Annotated in this window: 17 protein-coding genes and 1 tRNA gene; 8 read left to right on the top strand and 10 right to left on the bottom strand. The window is 62.1% G+C overall.

Features of this window, described 5'->3' with window-relative positions; genetic code table 11:
- Positions 1-70: 70 nt before the first annotated feature.
- The 5 genes from K3724_RS01110 to secE all read right to left on the bottom strand — a co-directional run bounded on the left by K3724_RS01110 (position 71) and on the right by secE (position 3487).
- Positions 71-1132: a Hint domain-containing protein gene (locus K3724_RS01110; RefSeq protein WP_259989288.1), complete on the bottom strand. Its 1062-nt coding sequence runs from the start codon at positions 1130-1132 to the stop codon at positions 71-73.
- A 153-nt stretch (positions 1133-1285) separates the two neighbouring features.
- Positions 1286-1984 carry a 50S ribosomal protein L1 gene (gene rplA, locus K3724_RS01105; RefSeq protein ID WP_259989286.1) on the bottom strand — a complete coding sequence of 233 codons (699 nt, stop codon included), beginning with the start codon at positions 1982-1984 and terminating at the stop codon, positions 1286-1288.
- A 1-nt stretch (position 1985) separates the two neighbouring features.
- Positions 1986-2411 carry a 50S ribosomal protein L11 gene (gene rplK / locus K3724_RS01100; RefSeq protein WP_129372235.1) on the bottom strand — a complete coding sequence of 142 codons (426 nt, stop codon included), beginning with the start codon at positions 2409-2411 and terminating at the stop codon, positions 1986-1988.
- A 128-nt stretch (positions 2412-2539) separates the two neighbouring features.
- Positions 2540-3073 carry a transcription termination/antitermination protein NusG gene (nusG, locus tag K3724_RS01095; RefSeq protein ID WP_129372236.1) on the bottom strand — a complete coding sequence of 178 codons (534 nt, stop codon included), beginning with the start codon at positions 3071-3073 and terminating at the stop codon, positions 2540-2542.
- Positions 3074-3289: 216 nt separating this feature from the next.
- Complete coding sequence (gene secE / locus K3724_RS01090; RefSeq protein WP_027257327.1) at positions 3290-3487, bottom strand: preprotein translocase subunit SecE; 198 nt, start codon at positions 3485-3487, stop codon at positions 3290-3292.
- Between the two features lie 203 nt (positions 3488-3690).
- On the opposite strand from secE, the gene K3724_RS01085 reads away from it, so the two are divergent.
- Positions 3691-5814: a UDP-N-acetylglucosamine-peptide N-acetylglucosaminyltransferase gene (locus tag K3724_RS01085; protein ID WP_259989281.1), complete on the top strand. Its 2124-nt coding sequence runs from the start codon at positions 3691-3693 to the stop codon at positions 5812-5814.
- 77 nt (positions 5815-5891) lie between these two features.
- On the opposite strand, the gene K3724_RS01080 is transcribed toward K3724_RS01085, so the two are convergent.
- Positions 5892-5967 (bottom strand) — tRNA-Trp (locus tag K3724_RS01080).
- Between the two features lie 176 nt (positions 5968-6143).
- On the opposite strand from K3724_RS01080, the gene K3724_RS01075 reads away from it, so the two are divergent.
- A complete protein-coding gene (locus K3724_RS01075) occupies positions 6144-6854 on the top strand; it encodes a lysophospholipid acyltransferase family protein (protein ID WP_259989279.1) in 711 nt (236 codons plus the stop codon).
- A 168-nt stretch (positions 6855-7022) separates the two neighbouring features.
- On the opposite strand, the gene tuf is transcribed toward K3724_RS01075, so the two are convergent.
- The 3 genes from tuf to K3724_RS01060 form a co-directional block, all read right to left on the bottom strand.
- Entirely contained in the window at positions 7023-8198 is a 1176-nt protein-coding gene (tuf, locus tag K3724_RS01070) for an elongation factor Tu (RefSeq protein WP_259989277.1), read from the bottom strand.
- Positions 8199-8322: 124 nt separating this feature from the next.
- The gene (locus tag K3724_RS01065; protein ID WP_259989276.1) at positions 8323-8922 is read right to left on the bottom strand and encodes a hypothetical protein; all 600 of its coding nucleotides are present in this window, start codon (positions 8920-8922) and stop codon (positions 8323-8325) included.
- 127 nt (positions 8923-9049) lie between these two features.
- Positions 9050-11398 carry a DNA topoisomerase IV subunit A gene (locus K3724_RS01060; protein ID WP_259989274.1) on the bottom strand — a complete coding sequence of 783 codons (2349 nt, stop codon included), beginning with the start codon at positions 11396-11398 and terminating at the stop codon, positions 9050-9052.
- Positions 11399-11629: 231 nt separating this feature from the next.
- Between K3724_RS01060 and K3724_RS01055 the strand changes: the two genes are divergently transcribed.
- From K3724_RS01055 to K3724_RS01030, 6 genes are all read left to right on the top strand, one after another.
- Positions 11630-12259, top strand: a complete 630-nt coding sequence (locus tag K3724_RS01055) for an SH3 domain-containing protein (protein ID WP_259989272.1) — start codon at positions 11630-11632, stop codon at positions 12257-12259.
- A gap of 35 nt (positions 12260-12294) precedes the next feature.
- Positions 12295-13125, top strand: a complete 831-nt coding sequence (locus tag K3724_RS01050) for an SDR family NAD(P)-dependent oxidoreductase (RefSeq protein ID WP_259989270.1) — start codon at positions 12295-12297, stop codon at positions 13123-13125.
- Between the two features lie 75 nt (positions 13126-13200).
- Complete coding sequence (locus K3724_RS01045) at positions 13201-13404, top strand: twin transmembrane helix small protein (RefSeq protein ID WP_259989268.1); 204 nt, start codon at positions 13201-13203, stop codon at positions 13402-13404.
- Positions 13405-13410: 6 nt separating this feature from the next.
- Positions 13411-13983, top strand: coding sequence for a cob(I)yrinic acid a,c-diamide adenosyltransferase (locus K3724_RS01040; protein ID WP_259989266.1), 573 nt, complete (start codon positions 13411-13413; stop codon positions 13981-13983).
- A 285-nt stretch (positions 13984-14268) separates the two neighbouring features.
- Positions 14269-15027 carry an electron transfer flavoprotein subunit beta/FixA family protein gene (locus tag K3724_RS01035; RefSeq protein ID WP_259989264.1) on the top strand — a complete coding sequence of 253 codons (759 nt, stop codon included), beginning with the start codon at positions 14269-14271 and terminating at the stop codon, positions 15025-15027.
- Positions 15027-15956: an electron transfer flavoprotein subunit alpha/FixB family protein gene (locus K3724_RS01030; protein WP_259989262.1), complete on the top strand. Its 930-nt coding sequence runs from the start codon at positions 15027-15029 to the stop codon at positions 15954-15956. The genes K3724_RS01035 and K3724_RS01030 overlap by 1 nt, the downstream gene beginning before the upstream one ends.
- A 77-nt stretch (positions 15957-16033) precedes the next feature.
- Here the strand turns inward: K3724_RS01030 and K3724_RS01025 are convergent, their stop codons facing one another.
- Positions 16034-16855 carry a DUF6473 family protein gene (locus K3724_RS01025; protein WP_259989260.1) on the bottom strand — a complete coding sequence of 274 codons (822 nt, stop codon included), beginning with the start codon at positions 16853-16855 and terminating at the stop codon, positions 16034-16036.
- Positions 16856-16904: the final 49 nt, after the last annotated feature.

Genomic DNA, 16904 nt, shown 5'->3' with positions numbered 1-16904 from the left:
TTATCTCGTAGCCGTAGTTAGTCGTATTTTACGGGATTTCCAAGGGGGAAACTGGCCGCCTCAGGCAAATTCACTGCGCCGCCAGGCAGACCTGCCCGCGATGGGATTCCAAGCAGCCCTTCAGCACACGCGCCTCGCCTGAGGTCAGCGTCATCGCCGCAGTCTTGCCGAACCGGCTGCTGTCCCGGCCAAGCGACGGAAACAGCGACAGCAGTTCACGGCGCTGCGCCCAATCCAGCGCAGCCACAGATCCTGGCGCCAGAAAGAAACTTTCGGTCAGCACGCCATTGGAGCGCACGATGTGATGCCGGTCGAACATGAAGTGGAAATAGCGGATTTTGGCCTGCTCACGGATCCCGACTCCCGGAAGCCCGCACAGGTGTTTTGCGGCCACCAGGACATCTGACTGGCCGAACAGCATCTCGGCAACCGGCAATGCCACATGAACCCTGTGCTGCTGCGAAAGAACCAGCTCATCCGCATTTCCAATCGCCCCGGGCGCAATGACCACAGGCGCAAAGCTGCCGTGGCCGCAGACCGATGCGGCCGCGACCCAGCGCACCGGCTGCAGGCCGGCCTCTTTGGTCCAGACGCGCTGCCCCTTGGTGATATCCTCAACCGCCACCTGGCCATCTGCGGTATCAATCAGTGTCCCGGCCCCAAAACAGGTGACATAATCCGAATAGCGCGACGTGCCGGTGTTCTGGCCACCGGTCTTTACATAGGATTTACCCGCTTCAAGCGGCAGGTCCGTCGAATAGCCCCAGACATTTGAGGTCTGGCCGCCCTGTGAAAAGACGTAGACCGTAATCTCCGGCCCAACAGGATTTCCGTTGCCGTCGAGCTCGCGCAACAGGATATGCGACTCGGATTCGACCTCGGCACCGTCCGCAACGATGCCGCCGCCATCGGTTATGACGTGATCAGATTCCCGGTCGTCATTGAACCTGTTCCGCCCGCCGCCGGTATCATTCAGCGTGACATTGGTTCCGGCGCCGCCGGAATAGGCGAAAACAGTCCCGTTGGGCGTGTCCGAATTATTGATGACCGCATTACCGACAATCGAGCCGTTTGAACTCGATGTGACAACCAGACTCGAACTGTCCTGAGCAAAGAAACTGCGAAGCGCCATAGGTTGCAATTATGAGCGCAGCCAAGCGGGCACAAGGGTAAATACCCGGTTAAGATGCGCCGCACGGTGATTTGAGCAACAGACCGCCGCCCGGCAAAAGAAAAGGCCCCGGGTGATGCACCCGGGGCCCGTATTCTGGCAATGCTGACCGGATTACTCGGTGACAGCGTTGTCCACGTCAACCGTGACGCCCGGACCCATGGTCGAGGTCAGGTTGATCTTTTTCATGTAAGCGCCCTTGGCGCCCGACGGACGGGCCTTGGCCACAGCCGAGATGAAGGCACGGACGTTTTCGACCAGCTTGGCTTCGTCAAACGAGGCTTTGCCGACGCCTGCGTGCACAACGCCGCCTTTTTCCGCCTTGAACTGGACTTCGCCGCCCTTGGCTGCTTCCACGGCCGCTTTGACGTCCATGGTCACGGTGCCGACCTTCGGGTTCGGCATCAGGTTGCGCGGGCCGAGGATCTTACCCAGACGGCCAACAACGGGCATCATGTCCGGGGTCGCGATGCAACGGTCAAAGTCGATGCTGCCGCCCTGGATGGCTTCCATCAGGTCTTCGGCGCCGACGATGTCTGCACCAGCCGCGGTGGCTTCTTCTGCCTTGGGGCCGCGGGCGAACACTGCAACGCGCATGGCTTTGCCGGTGCCGTTCGGCAGGCCGACAACACCGCGGACCATCTGGTCCGCGTGGCGGGTGTCAACACCCAGGCTCATGGCGATTTCGACGGTTTCGTCGAATTTCGCAGTGGCGTTCGCCTTGATCAGGGACACAGCTTCTTCGACCGACAAGTTATCTTTGCCAGCCAGAGCTTCGCGCGCGGCGCGGGTACGTTTACCGAGCTTTGCCATCTTACTTCACCTCGATGCCCATGGAGCGGGCAGAGCCCAGGATGATCTGCATTGCCGCGTCGATGTCGTTGGCGTTCAGATCTTTCATCTTGGCTTCGGCGATTTCTTTCACCTGGGCCGCGGTCACGGTGCCGACGGTTTCACGCGACGGGGTTTTTGCACCCGACTTAACCTTGGCAGCCTTCTTCAGGTAGTAAGACGCGGGCGGCGTCTTGATGTCCATGGTGAAGGACTTGTCCTGATAGTAGGTGATCACGGTCGGGCACGGCGCGCCGGGCTCCATGTCTGCGGTCTTGGCGTTGAACGCCTTGCAGAATTCCATGATGTTGATGCCGCGCTGACCCAGCGCCGGACCAACCGGCGGGCTTGGGTTTGCCTGACCGGCTTTAACTTGCAGCTTCATCGTGCCGACGAGCTTCTTGGCCATTGGCCTTCTCCTTTTCCAACACCCTTGGGACGCGTCCTTCGGGCTTCTTTGCTGTGTGGTCCGGCCTTGGCACCGCGGTGCCGCCGCCTCCCACGCTCGGGGTGCCGGCCAAAACGGCCGGCGTCACATCAGATCTGTTTGGTGACCTGAGTGAAATCCAGTTCGACCGGGGTTTCCCGGCCAAAGATCGAAACGGTGACTTTCAGCTTCTGGCTGTCCTCGTCGACCTCTTCGACCATGCCGTCGAAATCTTCGAACGGGCCGTCGTTGACCTTGACCTTCTCGCCGATCTCGAAATGGATCAGCGTGCGCGGTGCTTCGACGCCTTCCTCGACGCGGCCCAGGATGCCCTGCACCTCGGCGTCGCGCATCGGCATCGGGCGGCCCTGCGGGCCCAGGAAGCCAGTGACCCGGTTGATCGAGGAGATCAGATGGTAGCCGCGGTCGGACATCTCCATATGCACCAGCACGTAGCCAGGCATGAACCGGCGCTCGGTCGAGACTTTCTTGCCGCGGCGGATCTCAATCACCTCTTCGGTGGGGACCAGCACTTCGTCGATCTCGTCCTCAAGGCCCTGTTCTGCGACCGAGGTGCGGATTTGCTCTGCGATTTTCTTTTCGAAATTCGAAAGAACGCTGACCGAATACCACCGTTTCGCCATGAACCGTCGTCCTTGTTTTGCCAGGCGGGCCATTGCCGCGCCGCCGCTTTATCATCCCGATGCAGCCCGTAAGCTGCGCTCTCCAACTAAAAGCGGCGTGCAAACCGAATCGCCGCACGCCCGCCTTAATAGTTACGGCTCAACTACCGTCCATTGCCGCCAAGATCAAGGGCGGCACAGCAACACGGGCGTGGAAGCCATCTAACTGCCGCAGGCTTAGCCGAACATCCCCAGAAGACCCTGCAGGCCATAGCGGATCAGCAGGTCGACCAGTGCAAAGAACACCGCCGTAAGCGCCGCCATGATAAACACCATGACCGTGGTCAGCAGCACCTCGCGCCGGGTCGGCCAAACGACCTTGGACACTTCGGCACGGACTTGCTGAATGAACTGAACTGGATTGATAGTCGCCATACTGGGGGTGTCTCTCTGCTAGCAGTGGTCGCGATTTAACGCCTGCTGCCGGTAAATTCAAGCCCTGCTCCGGCGGCAGGGCAGCTTGGGCCGCCCAGTCAATCCAATTTTAATCCACTTGCTGCAAAACTGTCCCAAGCAGCCCCGGCGCCATGTGCGCGCCGTGCAGGCATACCCCGCGTTTATTGATGAGATTGGATGCCATGACACCAGCATATTCCTTATCCCAGGCCGAACAGCTTGAACGTGATTCCAAACTTGAGGATGCCGTGCTTGCCTATTCCGGCATCCTGGCACGCAACCCGAAGAACACCCGCGCCCTGCAAGCGCTGGACTCCCTGCGCGGCCGCCTGCGCGAACAGCGCGAGCCCTCGCCAGACACCAAAGCGGAACTGGAGACAGCGCTTGCCGCCGGCCGCCACTTTGATGCGGCTGACAGCTGCGGCGCCTTGCTCAAGACGTTCCGCGATTCGCATTTCCTGTGGGATTTCCTGGGCCGCTGCCATCTGGCGGCAGGCCATTTGGACAATGCCGCAACCTGCCTGAACAAGGCCTGCGGGCTGGACCCCCAAGAAGCGGGCACCTATGCCGCGATGGGCCGCGTCCATATGGCCCGCGGGCAGCATGACAACGCCATGGCCCTGTACCAGAAAGCCCTGAAGCTGGATGCCGAATGCCTGCCCGCCCTGCGCAGCATGGCCGAGGCCCTGCCGCTGGATGGCCGCAGCATCGAGGCCGCCGGCGTTCTGCGCCAGGCGGTTTCCCTTGCCCCTGAAGATGCCTCACTGCATTTCACTTTGGCCGGCCTGCTGCAGAAGCTGGGCGCCACGGCTGAAGCCAAGGAACATTACACCCGTGCCGCCAGCCTGGATCCGCAGCTGACCGAAGCGCACTTCCAGCTTGGCCTGCAGCTTAAGGCCGAGGGCCGGTTTGCGGATGCCCTGCCCTGTTTTGACAGAATCCTGCAGATTTCCCCATCCGACGACCGCAGCCGCACCCAGCGGCTGCATGTTCTGGCGGAGCTCAATGACTGGCGGTGGGTGCAGGAATACGCGGACTGCCGGCGCCTGCTGGGCTTGCGTGGCAGCGGCTGCGATCCAAGCGTGCTGATGCTGATGGAAGACAACCCGGATCTGCTGCGGGCCCGTGCCCAGGCTTATGCCGGCGACGCATTTCCGGTGATAGAGCCGCAAACGGCGCCACCCGTCCGGCAGCGTCCCGCCCGGCTGCGGATAGGGTACTTTTTTGCCGGCAGTGATGGAGACGCAGTTGCAATCCGGCACGCGGCAATGCTGGCAGCCCACGATAGCACCCGGTTTGAAATCCACGCCTATGCCACCGGCTCCGGGCTGTCGGCAAAGACCGCTGCCGAACTGAGCCAAACCGTCTCCTGCTTCAGGCAATTGGGCGGAACAGCCGGACAAGAAGCGGCCGTCGCAGTCAAGGCAGACTGTCTGGACATTGCCGTGGATGTCTCAGGCTATACAAACGGCAGCCTGAACCACTTGCTTTCCGGCCGGCTGGCTCCGCTGCACATTGCATGGCCGGGCTACCCCGGCACTATGGGCACCGCCGCCTTCGACTACCTGATCGGCGATCACACCGTGTGCCCGCCCGGCAGCGAACGGTATCACAACGAACACCTGCTGCGCCTGCCGGCAAGCCATCTGGCTGTTACACCAGCGCCGGCCGCAGCGGCGGGCAGCCCGGACCGGGCCGGCTGCGGCCTGCCGGAGACTGGGTTTGTCTTCTGCAACTTTGCCGCAGGCAGCCGGATCACCCCGTCAGAATTCAACATCTGGATGCGGCTGCTGACCGGGGCCAAGGACAGCGTTCTGTGGCTGCAGGATAACGGCGCGCATGCAGTGTCCAACCTGCGCCGGGCTGCGGCAGCGCGCGGCATTGATCCGGACCGGCTCATCTTTGCACCGCCTGCCCCGCCGGCGGAACACCAGGCCCGCCTGCCGCTGGCAGATTTGTTTCTGGACACCTTCACTGTGAATTCCCGCAGCGCCGCCCAGTCAGCCTTGGCTGCCAGGCTGCCGGTGCTCACCTTGCCGGGACAGCAATTCGCCGCCCGCACTGTCGCAAGCCTGCTGCAGGCCGCCGGGCTGCCGGAACTGATCGCCGCCAGTACAGAAGACTACGAGGCGAAGGCTGCGGGCCTGGCGCAGGATCCGGAGGCCGGCAAGACCTTGAAACACCGCCTCCAGCATGCAGCTTTGCCGGACCCGGCACGCCTGGCACGGCAGGCCGAACAGGCCTATGACGCGGCCTATGACCGGTATTTGCAAGGAGCCGCCCCGGAGCACCTGCCGCTGGCCTGACCATGCAATGGCGCCCGCAGCCCAAGCGGGCGGCTTTCCCGAAGGCGTTTCACTGTGCTGCTGGTGATCCGGTGAACTGGCAGGGGCATCAGGGTTCGAACCCGAGACCTACGGTTTTGGAGACCGTCGCTCTACCAACTGAGCTATACCCCTGCGGTGCGGCATTTCCTAAGGCAGACGTGTTGCGCTGGCAAGAGGAAAAACGGGCTTTCTGCGCACAGGCCTGCGGTTTGGCCGCTGCAGGCTTTGCCATGGCGCAGCCAAGCAGTTAGACAGAGCAGATAACTGCGCCCCTGCGCCGGGACGCCCGAAAATACGAGCCGCCTACCGTGAGTCTGAGAAAGAAAATCGCCGACAGCCCCGGCATCAACCGCGCCGTCGAGGGGCTGCTTGCCGCCTATGTGCGATTCGCCTTCCGCACCTCGCGCTGGAGCCGCAGCGGTTTTGAAGACATGGACGCCTGCGTGCGCCGTGGCGAACCGGTGATCTTTGTGCTGTGGCACCAGCGGCTGATTATGGCGCCTTATCTGTTTGACACATCGCTGGGCCGCATCTGCGCCCTGACTTCCTCGGCCCGCGCCGGGCGGCTGGCCGGGCAAATCCTGGTCAGGCTTGGGTTTGAGACCATTCCGATGTCCAGCCACAAACGCCATGTGGCGCTGTCGCGCGAAGTGTTGCGCCGCACCAGGGACGGCTGTTCAATCGGGATTGCCGCCGACGGGCCGCGCGGCCCGGCGCGCATATCCTCAACCGTCCCTGTTGTCTGGGCCCGGATGACCGGCTGCCGGGTGTTCACGGTCGCATTCGCCGGGAAAAAAGTAGTTGAGCTGCCGACTTGGGACCGGCAAATGCTGCCTCTGCCATTTTCGCGGGGTGTGCTGATGTGCCAGGAGTGGACAGATGAAGTTCCGAAAAAACCGACTGATGCCGAGGCCGAAAGCTTGCGGTTAAGCTTGGAAGCCTCGCTGGAGGCCATCACCGCTGCGGCAGACAGCGCCGCTGGACGGATTAGCAAGCGCCCGCAGTCCCGGACCACCTGAGCACAGTTCCCTGCAAGGGAAGCGGCCCGGAAACCGCGCCGGTTTCCGGATGCCGCAACGCAAAAAGGGCCGCTCGATTGAGCGGCCCTTTCTATCATCTCAGAGGTGCGGGCTCCCGGCGATTTTCTAGCGAAAACCGCCTGCCGCCCGCCAGACGGCAAAGCCGTCTTACTCGGTGATTTTGGAAACGACGCCAGCGCCGACGGTGCGGCCGCCTTCGCGGATGGCGAAGCGCAGGCCGTTTTCCATCGCGATCGGCGCGATCAGCTCAACGTCGAACTTCAGGTTGTCGCCGGGCATGACCATCTCGGTACCCTCAGGCAGGGTCACGGTGCCGGTCACGTCGGTGGTGCGGAAGTAGAACTGCGGACGGTAGTTCGCAAAGAACGGCGTGTGACGGCCGCCTTCTTCCTTGGTCAGGATGTAGGCCTCGGCTTCGAACTTGGTGTGCGGGTTCACCGATTTCGGTGCGCACAGAACCTGGCCGCGCTCAACGCCGTCACGGTCGATACCGCGCAGCAGGGCGCCGATGTTGTCGCCGGCTTCACCGCGGTCCAGCAGCTTGCGGAACATTTCCACACCGGTGCAGGTGGTGGTTTTGGTGTCGCGGATACCAACGATTTCGATCGAGTCGCCAACGTTGATCACGCCGCGCTCAACCCGGCCGGTCACAACGGTGCCGCGGCCCGAGATCGAGAACACATCTTCAACCGGCATCAGGAACGGCTGGTCAACAGCACGCGCCGGGGTCGGGATGTAGTCATCCACAGCGGCCATCAGCTCGCGGATTTTTTCTTCGCCGATTTCCGGCTTGTTGCCTTCCATAGCGGCCAGAGCCGAACCCGCGATGATCGGGATATCGTCGCCCGGGTAGTCGTAGGAGGACAGCAGCTCGCGGATTTCCATCTCGACCAGCTCAAGCAGCTCTTCGTCGTCGACCTGGTCAACTTTGTTCATGAAGACAACCATGTGCGGGATGCCGACCTGGCGGCCCAGCAGGATGTGCTCGCGGGTCTGCGGCATCGGGCCGTCAGCGGCGTTCACAACCAGGATCGCGCCGTCCATCTGCGCCGCACCGGTGATCATGTTTTTCACATAGTCAGCGTGGCCGGGGCAGTCGACGTGGGCGTAGTGGCGGCCTTCGGTCTCATACTCGACGTGGGCGGTCGAGATGGTGATGCCGCGGGCTTTTTCTTCCGGTGCGCCGTCGATCTGGTCGTAGGCTTTGAAGTCACCGAAGTATTTGGTGATTGCTGCGGTCAGCGTGGTTTTGCCGTGGTCAACGTGGCCGATGGTGCCGATGTTGACGTGCGGTTTTGTACGCTCAAACTTTTCCTTAGCCATTCCTTAGGCGCCCTTTTGAAACAGGGGTCATGCATTGACCCGGTTACCTCTGCGCGGGCGGATTATTTGGTTTGAGCGGAAAAATCAACCCGTTCCTGCTTGACGGAGGCGGAATTCGCAAGGCTCAGCCGGCTGGCGCAGGCGCGGCGGCATCCGCAGCAGCTCCGCTTTCGGAACCTGCCGCCGGGCGTGGTGCAAACCAGCCTTCGTCCTCGTGCTGTTTAGCCATCCATTCTTCCACCTTGTCGGCAATATTGACCGCCAGGCCCTGAATTTGCTGCTCTTTGGTGCGGGCATGGCCGGATCCCAGCAATGCGCTTTCGCCGGTGGTGCTTTCAAAGATCTCCATCTGGTGCTTCTTGGCCAGGAATTTCTTTGCCGCAACGTCATAGACAAAGACATTCACCACCACCGCGCTTTTGGGGGAGAACAGCACCGGCACGCCGGGCGGTGCCAGCATGAAACCCTCCAGCGTAACCGCCACATCATACTCCTGCGCGCCCTGATAGCGGCGCAGGCGGGTTTCCAGCGCGTTCTTCATCGCCGCATCCCATTCGCTGTGTTCCGCATTGCGGGACAACGGCCATTGCAGCGCTTTTTCGGTGTAGACATGCGTTACCCGTGCCTGAAAAGCGCCAAGGTCCTCGGGCGCTTCGTCCAACCGGGTTTCACCGCAGGACGCGAGCAAGGCCAGCGTGGCCAGAATGGAAAGAAAGCGGATCATGGAGCCCCCCAAGGAAATTCGACACCGCCCAGATAGCCGGGCACGGCACAGCGGGTAAAGAGGTGGAAACAGCTGCCCCCGCGCGGGTGGCGCGGGGGGCACAGGCAGGCAGCAGGTTTCAGCCGCCTTATTTGAACTTGTAGTCACGCGGGAAGCCATGCGGCGGGCGTTTGCCAACGCCGGCCCGCTTGCCCAGCCACTGGCCAAGGTCTGTTTCGTGGCGGGTCTTGCCACCGCCCATTTCCCATTTGAGCCCATCATCCCAGTTGAAGGTCGTGATGTCGCTGAGACCGCCGTCCAGTTCCAGCGAACCCTGCTTGCCGCGGGCCATGTTGTATTTCTGCAGGCGCACGCCCTTGCCGCGGGTGAGCTCCGGCATTTCCTCGACCGCGAAGACCAGGAACTTGCCGTTTTCCGAGACAATGGCGACGTGATCGCCTTCGACCGGGATACAGATCTTAGCGTGGTCGTCGTCCTTGACGTTCAGCACCTGCTTGCCGCTGCGGGTCTGCGCGACGATTTCCTTCTCCGCGCAGATAAAGCCGTTGCCCGCGTCGGAGGCAACAAGCAGCCGGCCTTCGGGATTGTGGATCAGCAGATCGACGATCTCTGCCTCGTTGGGCAGGTCGACCATCAGGCGCAGCGGTTCGCCCATGCCGCGGCCGCCGGGGAGATTCGCCGCCGACAGGGTGTAGAAACGGCCGTTGGAGCCGAACACCAGCAGCCGGTCGGTGGTTTCCGCATGGAAGACAAAGCGCGGGCCGTCGCCATCCTTGAACTTCAATTCACGGCCAAGGTCAATATGGCCGGTCATTGCCCGGATCCAGCCCATCTGGCTGCAGACAACGGTGATCGGCTCGCGGTCGATCATCGCTTCCAGCGGCACGTCCTCGACTTCGCCGGCCTCGGCAAAGCGGGTGCGGCGGGCGCCGCCGGCATAGTCTTTGCCGAACTGCTTTTTGGTATCCTTCAGCTGTTCTGAGATCCGGCTCCACTGCAGCTCTTCGGAACCCAGAAGCTCAACCAGCCCGGCCCGTTCCGCACGCAGGGCGTCGCGCTCGCGGGTCAGCTCGATCTCTTCCAGCTTGCGCAATGACCGCAGGCGCATGTTGAGGATGGCCTCGGCCTGGACCTCAGTCAGCTCGCCCACGCCCTGAGCCGGGGTAATATAGTCCGCCTCGGTGAAGGCGCGGGGGTGGTCGCGGCTCCAGTCCTCGCGGATCAGGGCGGCCTTGGGGTCGTCGTCATAGCGGATGATGTCGATCACGCGGTCAAGGTTCAGGAAGGCGATGATGAAGCCTTCCAGCACCTCCAGCCGGTGGTCGATCTTCTCCATCCGGTGCTGCGAGCGGCGCTGCAGCACGTCGCGGCGATGGTCGAGGAAGGCGCGCAGCACCTCCTTCATCGAGCAGACCTTGGGGGTGACACCGTCGATCAGCACATTCATGTTCAGGCTAAAACGGGTTTCCAGATCCGAGTTGCGGAACATCATGTTCATCAGAACCTCGGGGTCCACGTTTTTGGACTTGGGTTCGAGAATGATGCGGATGTCTTCCGCTGATTCGTCGCGCACATCGGCGAGGATCGGCACCTTCTTGGTCTGAATCAGCTCGGCGATCTTTTCGATCAGCTTGGATTTTTGGACCTGATAGGGGATCTCGGTGACGACGATCTGCCACTGGCCGCGGCCCAGGTCCTCGACCTCGTGGGTACAGCGCAGGCGGAAGGAGCCGCGCCCGGTGCTGTAGGCCTTGGCGATGTTTTCCTTGGGCTCGACAATGACGCCGCCGGTGGGGAAGTCCGGACCGGGCACGTAGTTCAGCAGGGTGTCGTCGCGGGCGTCCGGGATTTTGATCAGATGCAGGCAGGCGTCGATCAGCTCGGCAATATTGTGCGGCGGGATGTTGGTGGCCATGCCCACCGCGATACCTGCGGCACCGTTAGCCAAGATATTCGGGAATGTGGCAGGCAGCACCGCCGGTTCGGTCAGGCGGCCATCATAGTTGTCGCGGAAATCGACCGAATCCTCATTCAGGCCTTCGAGCATCGCCTCGGCCACAAAGGTCATCCGTGCCTCGGTGTAGCGGGAGGCCGCCGGGTTGTCGCCGTCGATGTTGCCGAAATTGCCCTGGCCGTCGACCAGCGGGTAGCGGACGTTGAAGTCCTGCGCCAGACGCGCCATCGCGTCATAGATCGCGGCGTCGCCGTGGGGGTGGAAGTCGCCCATGGTGTCGCCGGAAATCTTGGCGGACTTCAAAAACCCGCCGGTGGAGCTGAGCCGCAGGCGGTTCATCGCATAAAGGATCCGCCGGTGCACCGGCTTCAGCCCGTCACGCGCATCGGGCAGTGCGCGGTGCATAATAGTGCTCAGCGCATAGGTCAGATAGCGCTCGCCAATGGCGCGGCGCAGCGGTTCCAGGATTTCGCCTTGTTCGGGGGCGGACGGCATGTCGGGGTCTTCTACCAGATCGGTCATGAATCGGTGATACTGCCGCCGCCGGAATTGGTAAAGCGGGCGCGCGCGAAATTCGCACACCGCTGCACAGTTCGGGGGCAGTTCGGGGGAGAAGACACCTGACTCTCCCCTGTTCCCTGCGCCTTAACTTGCACTATTTAATTTGGAACCAGGCAGCCGCGCCGCGCGTTTGTTTCTGAATGCATGCAATGAGAGTGCAGCTGCCGTCTGTTGGTCTGGGGGGACCGGGTTATGTCGCGATTTGTTATGGTATCTTTCGCCTTTCTTGGCTGGGGCTTTTACGAGTTGAGCGGAGGCGCGGATTTTGAGCCGCCGAAACGGCCCGCTGCAGCGGCAGAGACTGAAACCGCGGCCCAGCCGGCCGAACGGTCAAGACTCTTCGCGGCCTCAATCGCGGCCCAGCCACTTCTCACTCAGCGGGCACAGGTCCAGAGACCACCCCGCCCGGCAGCGGATCCGGCGTTGCGCCAGCGCGTGGCAGCGGGGCATCTGGCCAGCGCATCCGGTGTGCTTGCCTCTACACAATCCGCCTTTTCAGGCGAGCCGGCACCCGGTGGCTTGCAGCTGGCATCGCTTGACGGCGGCCTGGCAGCCATCACCGCGGCCCCCGCTGCGACCGCCGCAGAACTGATCCCGCAGCCTGCAGAAGATTCGTTTTTGGACCGCCGCAGCATCCGTGCCTCGCGCGTGAATATGCGCCAGGGGCCGGGCACATCTTATCCGGTCATCACCCGCCTTCTGGGCGGCGAGGAGGTCATTGTGATTGAAGATAGCGGCACCGGCTGGCTGCATCTCCGCGCCCCGGACAAAGGCCATACCGGCTGGATTGCGGCTTCCCTGGTAAGCAAGAAACGCCCATAACTGCTGCGGAGCATTCCGCGGCAAGAGGCGTTCACATGAAGAAAACCATTCTGATTACCGGCTGCTCCTCAGGGATCGGCCTGGATGCGGCGCGCGGCATGCGGGAACGCGGCTGGCGGGTGTTTGCCTCCTGCCGCCAGCAGCGCGACTGCGACCGGATGCGCGCCGAGGGGTTTGAAAGCCCGCGCATCGATTACACCGATCCTGCCAGCATCGGAACAGGCCTGACCGAAGTGCTGGCGGCCACGGGCAGCACTTTGGATGCGCTGTTCAACAATGGCGCCCACGGGCTGCCCGGCGCAGTGGAGGATCTGCCGACCGACGCGCTGCGCACAATTTTCGAAGCCAATTTCTTCGGCTGGCACGAGCTGACCCGGCAAGTGATTCCGGTGATGCGCAAGCAGGGGCACGGGCGGATCGTGCAGAATTCCTCGATCCTCGGCTTTGTCACCTTTCCCTGGCGCGGCGCTTATGTGGCGACGAAATACGCGTTGGAAGGGCTGACCGACACGCTGCGGGTGGAGCTGCGCGGCACCGGGATCCATATGGTGCTTATTGAGCCAGGACCGGTGACATCGAAAATCCGGGAAAAATCAATCCCGCATTTTGAGCGGTTCATCGACTGGAAAGCGTCGCCCCTGCGGGAGCTGTATGAATCCCGCCTGCTGAAGCGGCTTTACGAGAGTAATGGACCGGACCGGTTCGAACTGCCGGCCTCAGCCGTCACCGCCAAACTGGCACACGCCTGCGAATCCCGCCGTCCGCGCGAACGCTATTACGTCACCACCCCCACTCATATCGCCGGATTTCTGCGCCGGATCCTCAGCACAAGGGCAATTGACCGCATCCTGGTGAAGCTCGGATAGCGGATTCGCAGTCGCCAACGGCCCTGACGCAGGATAGAGGAAGACAACAGAATTGATGCGCCTTTGGGGGACAAGATGAGCGATCCGCTGTATTATCTGGGACTGGCAGCCGTTGCCGCCGTGGTTGTGGCCCTGGTCGTCGGCATCGGCGGCTTTGGCAAGGGCGGCGAGTTCAACCGCAAGAACGCAAACAAGATGATGCGCCTGCGTATCCTGTTTCAGTTCATTGCAGTAGTGATCCTGCTGGCCTACGTCTATCTGCGCAGCAAGGGAGGATAAGTGGCGATGGTCGTTTTGAACAAGATTTACACCCGCACCGGCGACAAGGGTGAAACCGCCCTGGGCAATGGCGTGCGTGTCGCCAAGCATTCGGCGCGGGTCAATGCCTATGGCACCTCGGATGAACTGAATTCTTTTGTTGGCGTCGCGCGGCTGGAGGCAGACGGCGATATGGATGCAGCGCTGGCGCGGATTCAGAACGATCTGTTCGACCTGGGCGCCGATCTGTGCCGACCGGAAATGGCCAAAGACGCCGACGCGGAATACCCGCCGCTGCGGGTGGCCGTGGCGCAGGTTGAACGGCTGGAAGCTGAAATCGACGTGATGAACAAGGATCTGGAAGCGCTGCGCAGCTTCATCCTGCCGGGGGGCTCGAAACTGGCCGCGCATCTGCACGTCTGCCGCACCGTGGCGCGCCGCGCCGAACGGCTGGCCACGGATCTAAGCACCGGTGAGGACGTGAACCCGGCAGCCGTGAAATACCTGAACCGGCTGTCGGATTGGTTCTTTGTCGCCGCCCGCGTGGCGAACAACGGCGGCAAGGACGACGTTTTGTGGGTTCCTGGCGCCAACCGCTGATTCCCCTGCCTCCGGCTTGATTCGCGAATTCATGCCGGTTTTCGGCCGATCCCGCGGGCAACGCGTCATTTGCATGCCCGCGGCAGCGCTGCTCCGGCAGGCGAATTTCCCTGTGGAAACATTCTTGCAAAAATGATGTTCCAAATGCGCAAACGCGACGTCGGCGTGCGCTAACGTGACGATTTTGCCCTGTTGCAGACGCACACCAGCCGGTATCAACGCAGCGAGAGCATGGAGGGGAGTCGCCCAAAGGCGGCTTGCCGTTTGTTAAGGAGAGAACGCAAAATGAAGGTACTTGTGCCTGTCAAGCGCGTGATTGATTACAACGTGAAGGTCCGCGTCAAAGCGGACGGCAGCGGTGTCGATCTCGCCAACGTGAAGATGTCGATGAACCCCTTCGACGAAATTGCCGTCGAAGAAGCCATCCGTCTGAAAGAAGCCGGCAAGGCCGACGAGGTGATTGCGGTTTCGATCGGCGTGAAGCAGGCCCAGGAAACCCTGCGCACCGCGCTGGCGATGGGCGCTGACCGCGCCATCCTGGTGGTTGCAGCCGACGACGTGCACACCGACATTGAGCCGCTGGCCGTTGCCAAGATCCTGGCCAAAGTGGTCGAGGAAGAGCAGCCCGGCGTCGTGCTCTGCGGCAAGCAGGCAATCGACAACGACATGAACGCAACCGGCCAGATGCTGTCGGCGCTGCTGGGCTGGTCCCAGGGCACCTTTGCCTCTGAACTGGACATCGAAGGCGAAACCGCCAAGGTGACCCGGGAGGTCGACGGCGGCCTGCAGACCATTTCCGTGAAGATGCCCGCCATCATCACCGTGGACCTGCGCCTGAACGAGCCGCGTTATGCATCGCTGCCGAACATCATGAAGGCGAAGAAAAAGCCGCTGGCCGAGAAAACCGCCGCCGATTACGGCGTCGACGTCACGCCGCGCCTGGAAATCGTTAAGACCGAAGAGCCGGAGGCCCGCGCTGCAGGCATCATCGTCGGTTCCGTCGACGAGCTGGTTGAGAAACTCAAAGAAGCGGGGGCTGTGTAATGGCTGTTCTTCTCCTTGCTGAAGTGACCGACGGCGCGCTGGCGCTGGACGCAACCGCAAAAGCCGTGGCCGCTGCCGTATCGCTGGGCGACGTGACCGTTCTGGCCGCTGGCGCCTCTGCTGCCGCAGCCGGCGAAGAAGCCGCCAAGATCGCAGGCGTTGCCAAGGTTCTGGTTGCCGAGGACGCATCGCTGGGCCACCGCCTGGCGGAGCCGACCGCGGCGCTGATCGCAGGCCTGGCCTCTGATTTTGAGCACATCGTTGCACCCGCCACCACCGACGCCAAGAACGTTCTGCCGCGCGTTGCGGCACTGCTGGACGTGATGGTGATCTCGGACGTGTCCGGCATTGTCGACGGCGACACCTTCGAGCGCCCGATCTATGCCGGCAACGCGATCCAGACCGTGAAGTCGAAAGACGCCAAGAAGGTCGTCTCGATCCGCACCGCATCCTTTGATGCAGCCGGTGACGGCGGCTCGGCTTCGGTTGAGAGCATCTCGGCTGCAGCAAACCCGGGCTTGTCCGAGTGGGTTGAAGACAAGGTTGCCGCAAGCGACCGTCCCGAGCTGACCTCGGCCGGTATCGTTGTTTCCGGCGGCCGCGGCGTTGGCTCCGAGGAAGACTTCAAACTGATCGAAACCCTGGCCGACAAGCTGGGCGCTGCTGTTGGCGCATCCCGCGCCGCGGTTGATTCGGGCTACGCCCCGAACGACTGGCAGGTCGGTCAGACCGGCAAGGTTGTTGCACCGGACCTGTATGTCGCCATCGGCATCTCCGGCGCGATCCAGCACCTGGCCGGCATGAAAGACTCCAAGGTCATTGTGGCGATCAACAAGGACGAAGAAGCACCGATCTTCCAGGTTGCTGATTTCGGCCTGGTCGCCGACCTGTTCGAAGCCGTCCCGGCCTTGACCGCAAAACTGGGCTAAGCCCTGTTCGACAGATGATCAATCAGGAAAGGCCCGCCATCCGGCGGGCCTTTTTGCTTCCGCCACTGGCGCTGTTCCTATTTCCGGACCAGCGGCGACAGGCGGTCTGCCAGCGCATCGGCAATCCGCAGATGTTCCTTCGGGCCAATCATGTGGCGGGCGGCGGGCAATTCCATCTGGCCGAAGATCATGCCGGCGATATCCTGCGCCACTGCCGCCGAAGCAGCTCTGAACTCCAGCACCCCCTGAACCTTGGGGCGCAAGGCATCGGCCATGGCACGGTCGACCAGAACCGGTTCCTCGGGAAAACCGGTCTCGGCATCCAGATCATAGCGGAGCCATAGCAGCAGAACACGGCCATCAAGTGCCTCGACCAAATCACTCATCCGCTCGATCCAGCTGCGTTGCAGCTGTTCCTGCACTTGCTCAAACCGCTGGCAGGAGATTTCCCGCAGGGTGCACAGCAGATGCTTGTTGAAATGAAATTCGGTAAAGTCCACCTCGGGATAAAGCGCCTTGAGGGCCGCGTGGGCCTGCAGGAACCGGTCGTTGCGGCGCGGATGCACCCGGTAATAGGGGTTTGAGATGTTCTGCGCCCCCAGCATCTGCACCACAGATACATCCGCCTGCCTGGCGATGCCGATCAGAGAGTCATCCTGCACAAAACTGTCCAGCCCGGCGTTCACGCTGCCCAGATTGATGCAATCCATCCCAAGCCGGGTTTGCAGGGAGTCGACAAAGGGAAATTCAACGAATCGCCCGTAAACTTCGGTTCCACCAAGAAAGGCAACATAGGGATCGTCCAGGGACCGCTGCGGGCCCCGGACCAGCAGCCTGGAACGCCCGTATCTGCAAGGTTCCCCCGAAAGCGCCCCCGCGCTTTTGAGTTCATAGCTCATTTCACCACCAATTTTTCACCCGAGACTCACCTTGCCGCGCAAGCATTGC

This window comes from Leisingera sp. M658 (genome assembly GCF_025144145.1).
Lineage (GTDB): Bacteria > Pseudomonadota > Alphaproteobacteria > Rhodobacterales > Rhodobacteraceae > Leisingera.
Note: the sequence above shows the minus strand (reverse complement) of the source record. Positions and strands in the feature narration are given on the sequence as shown.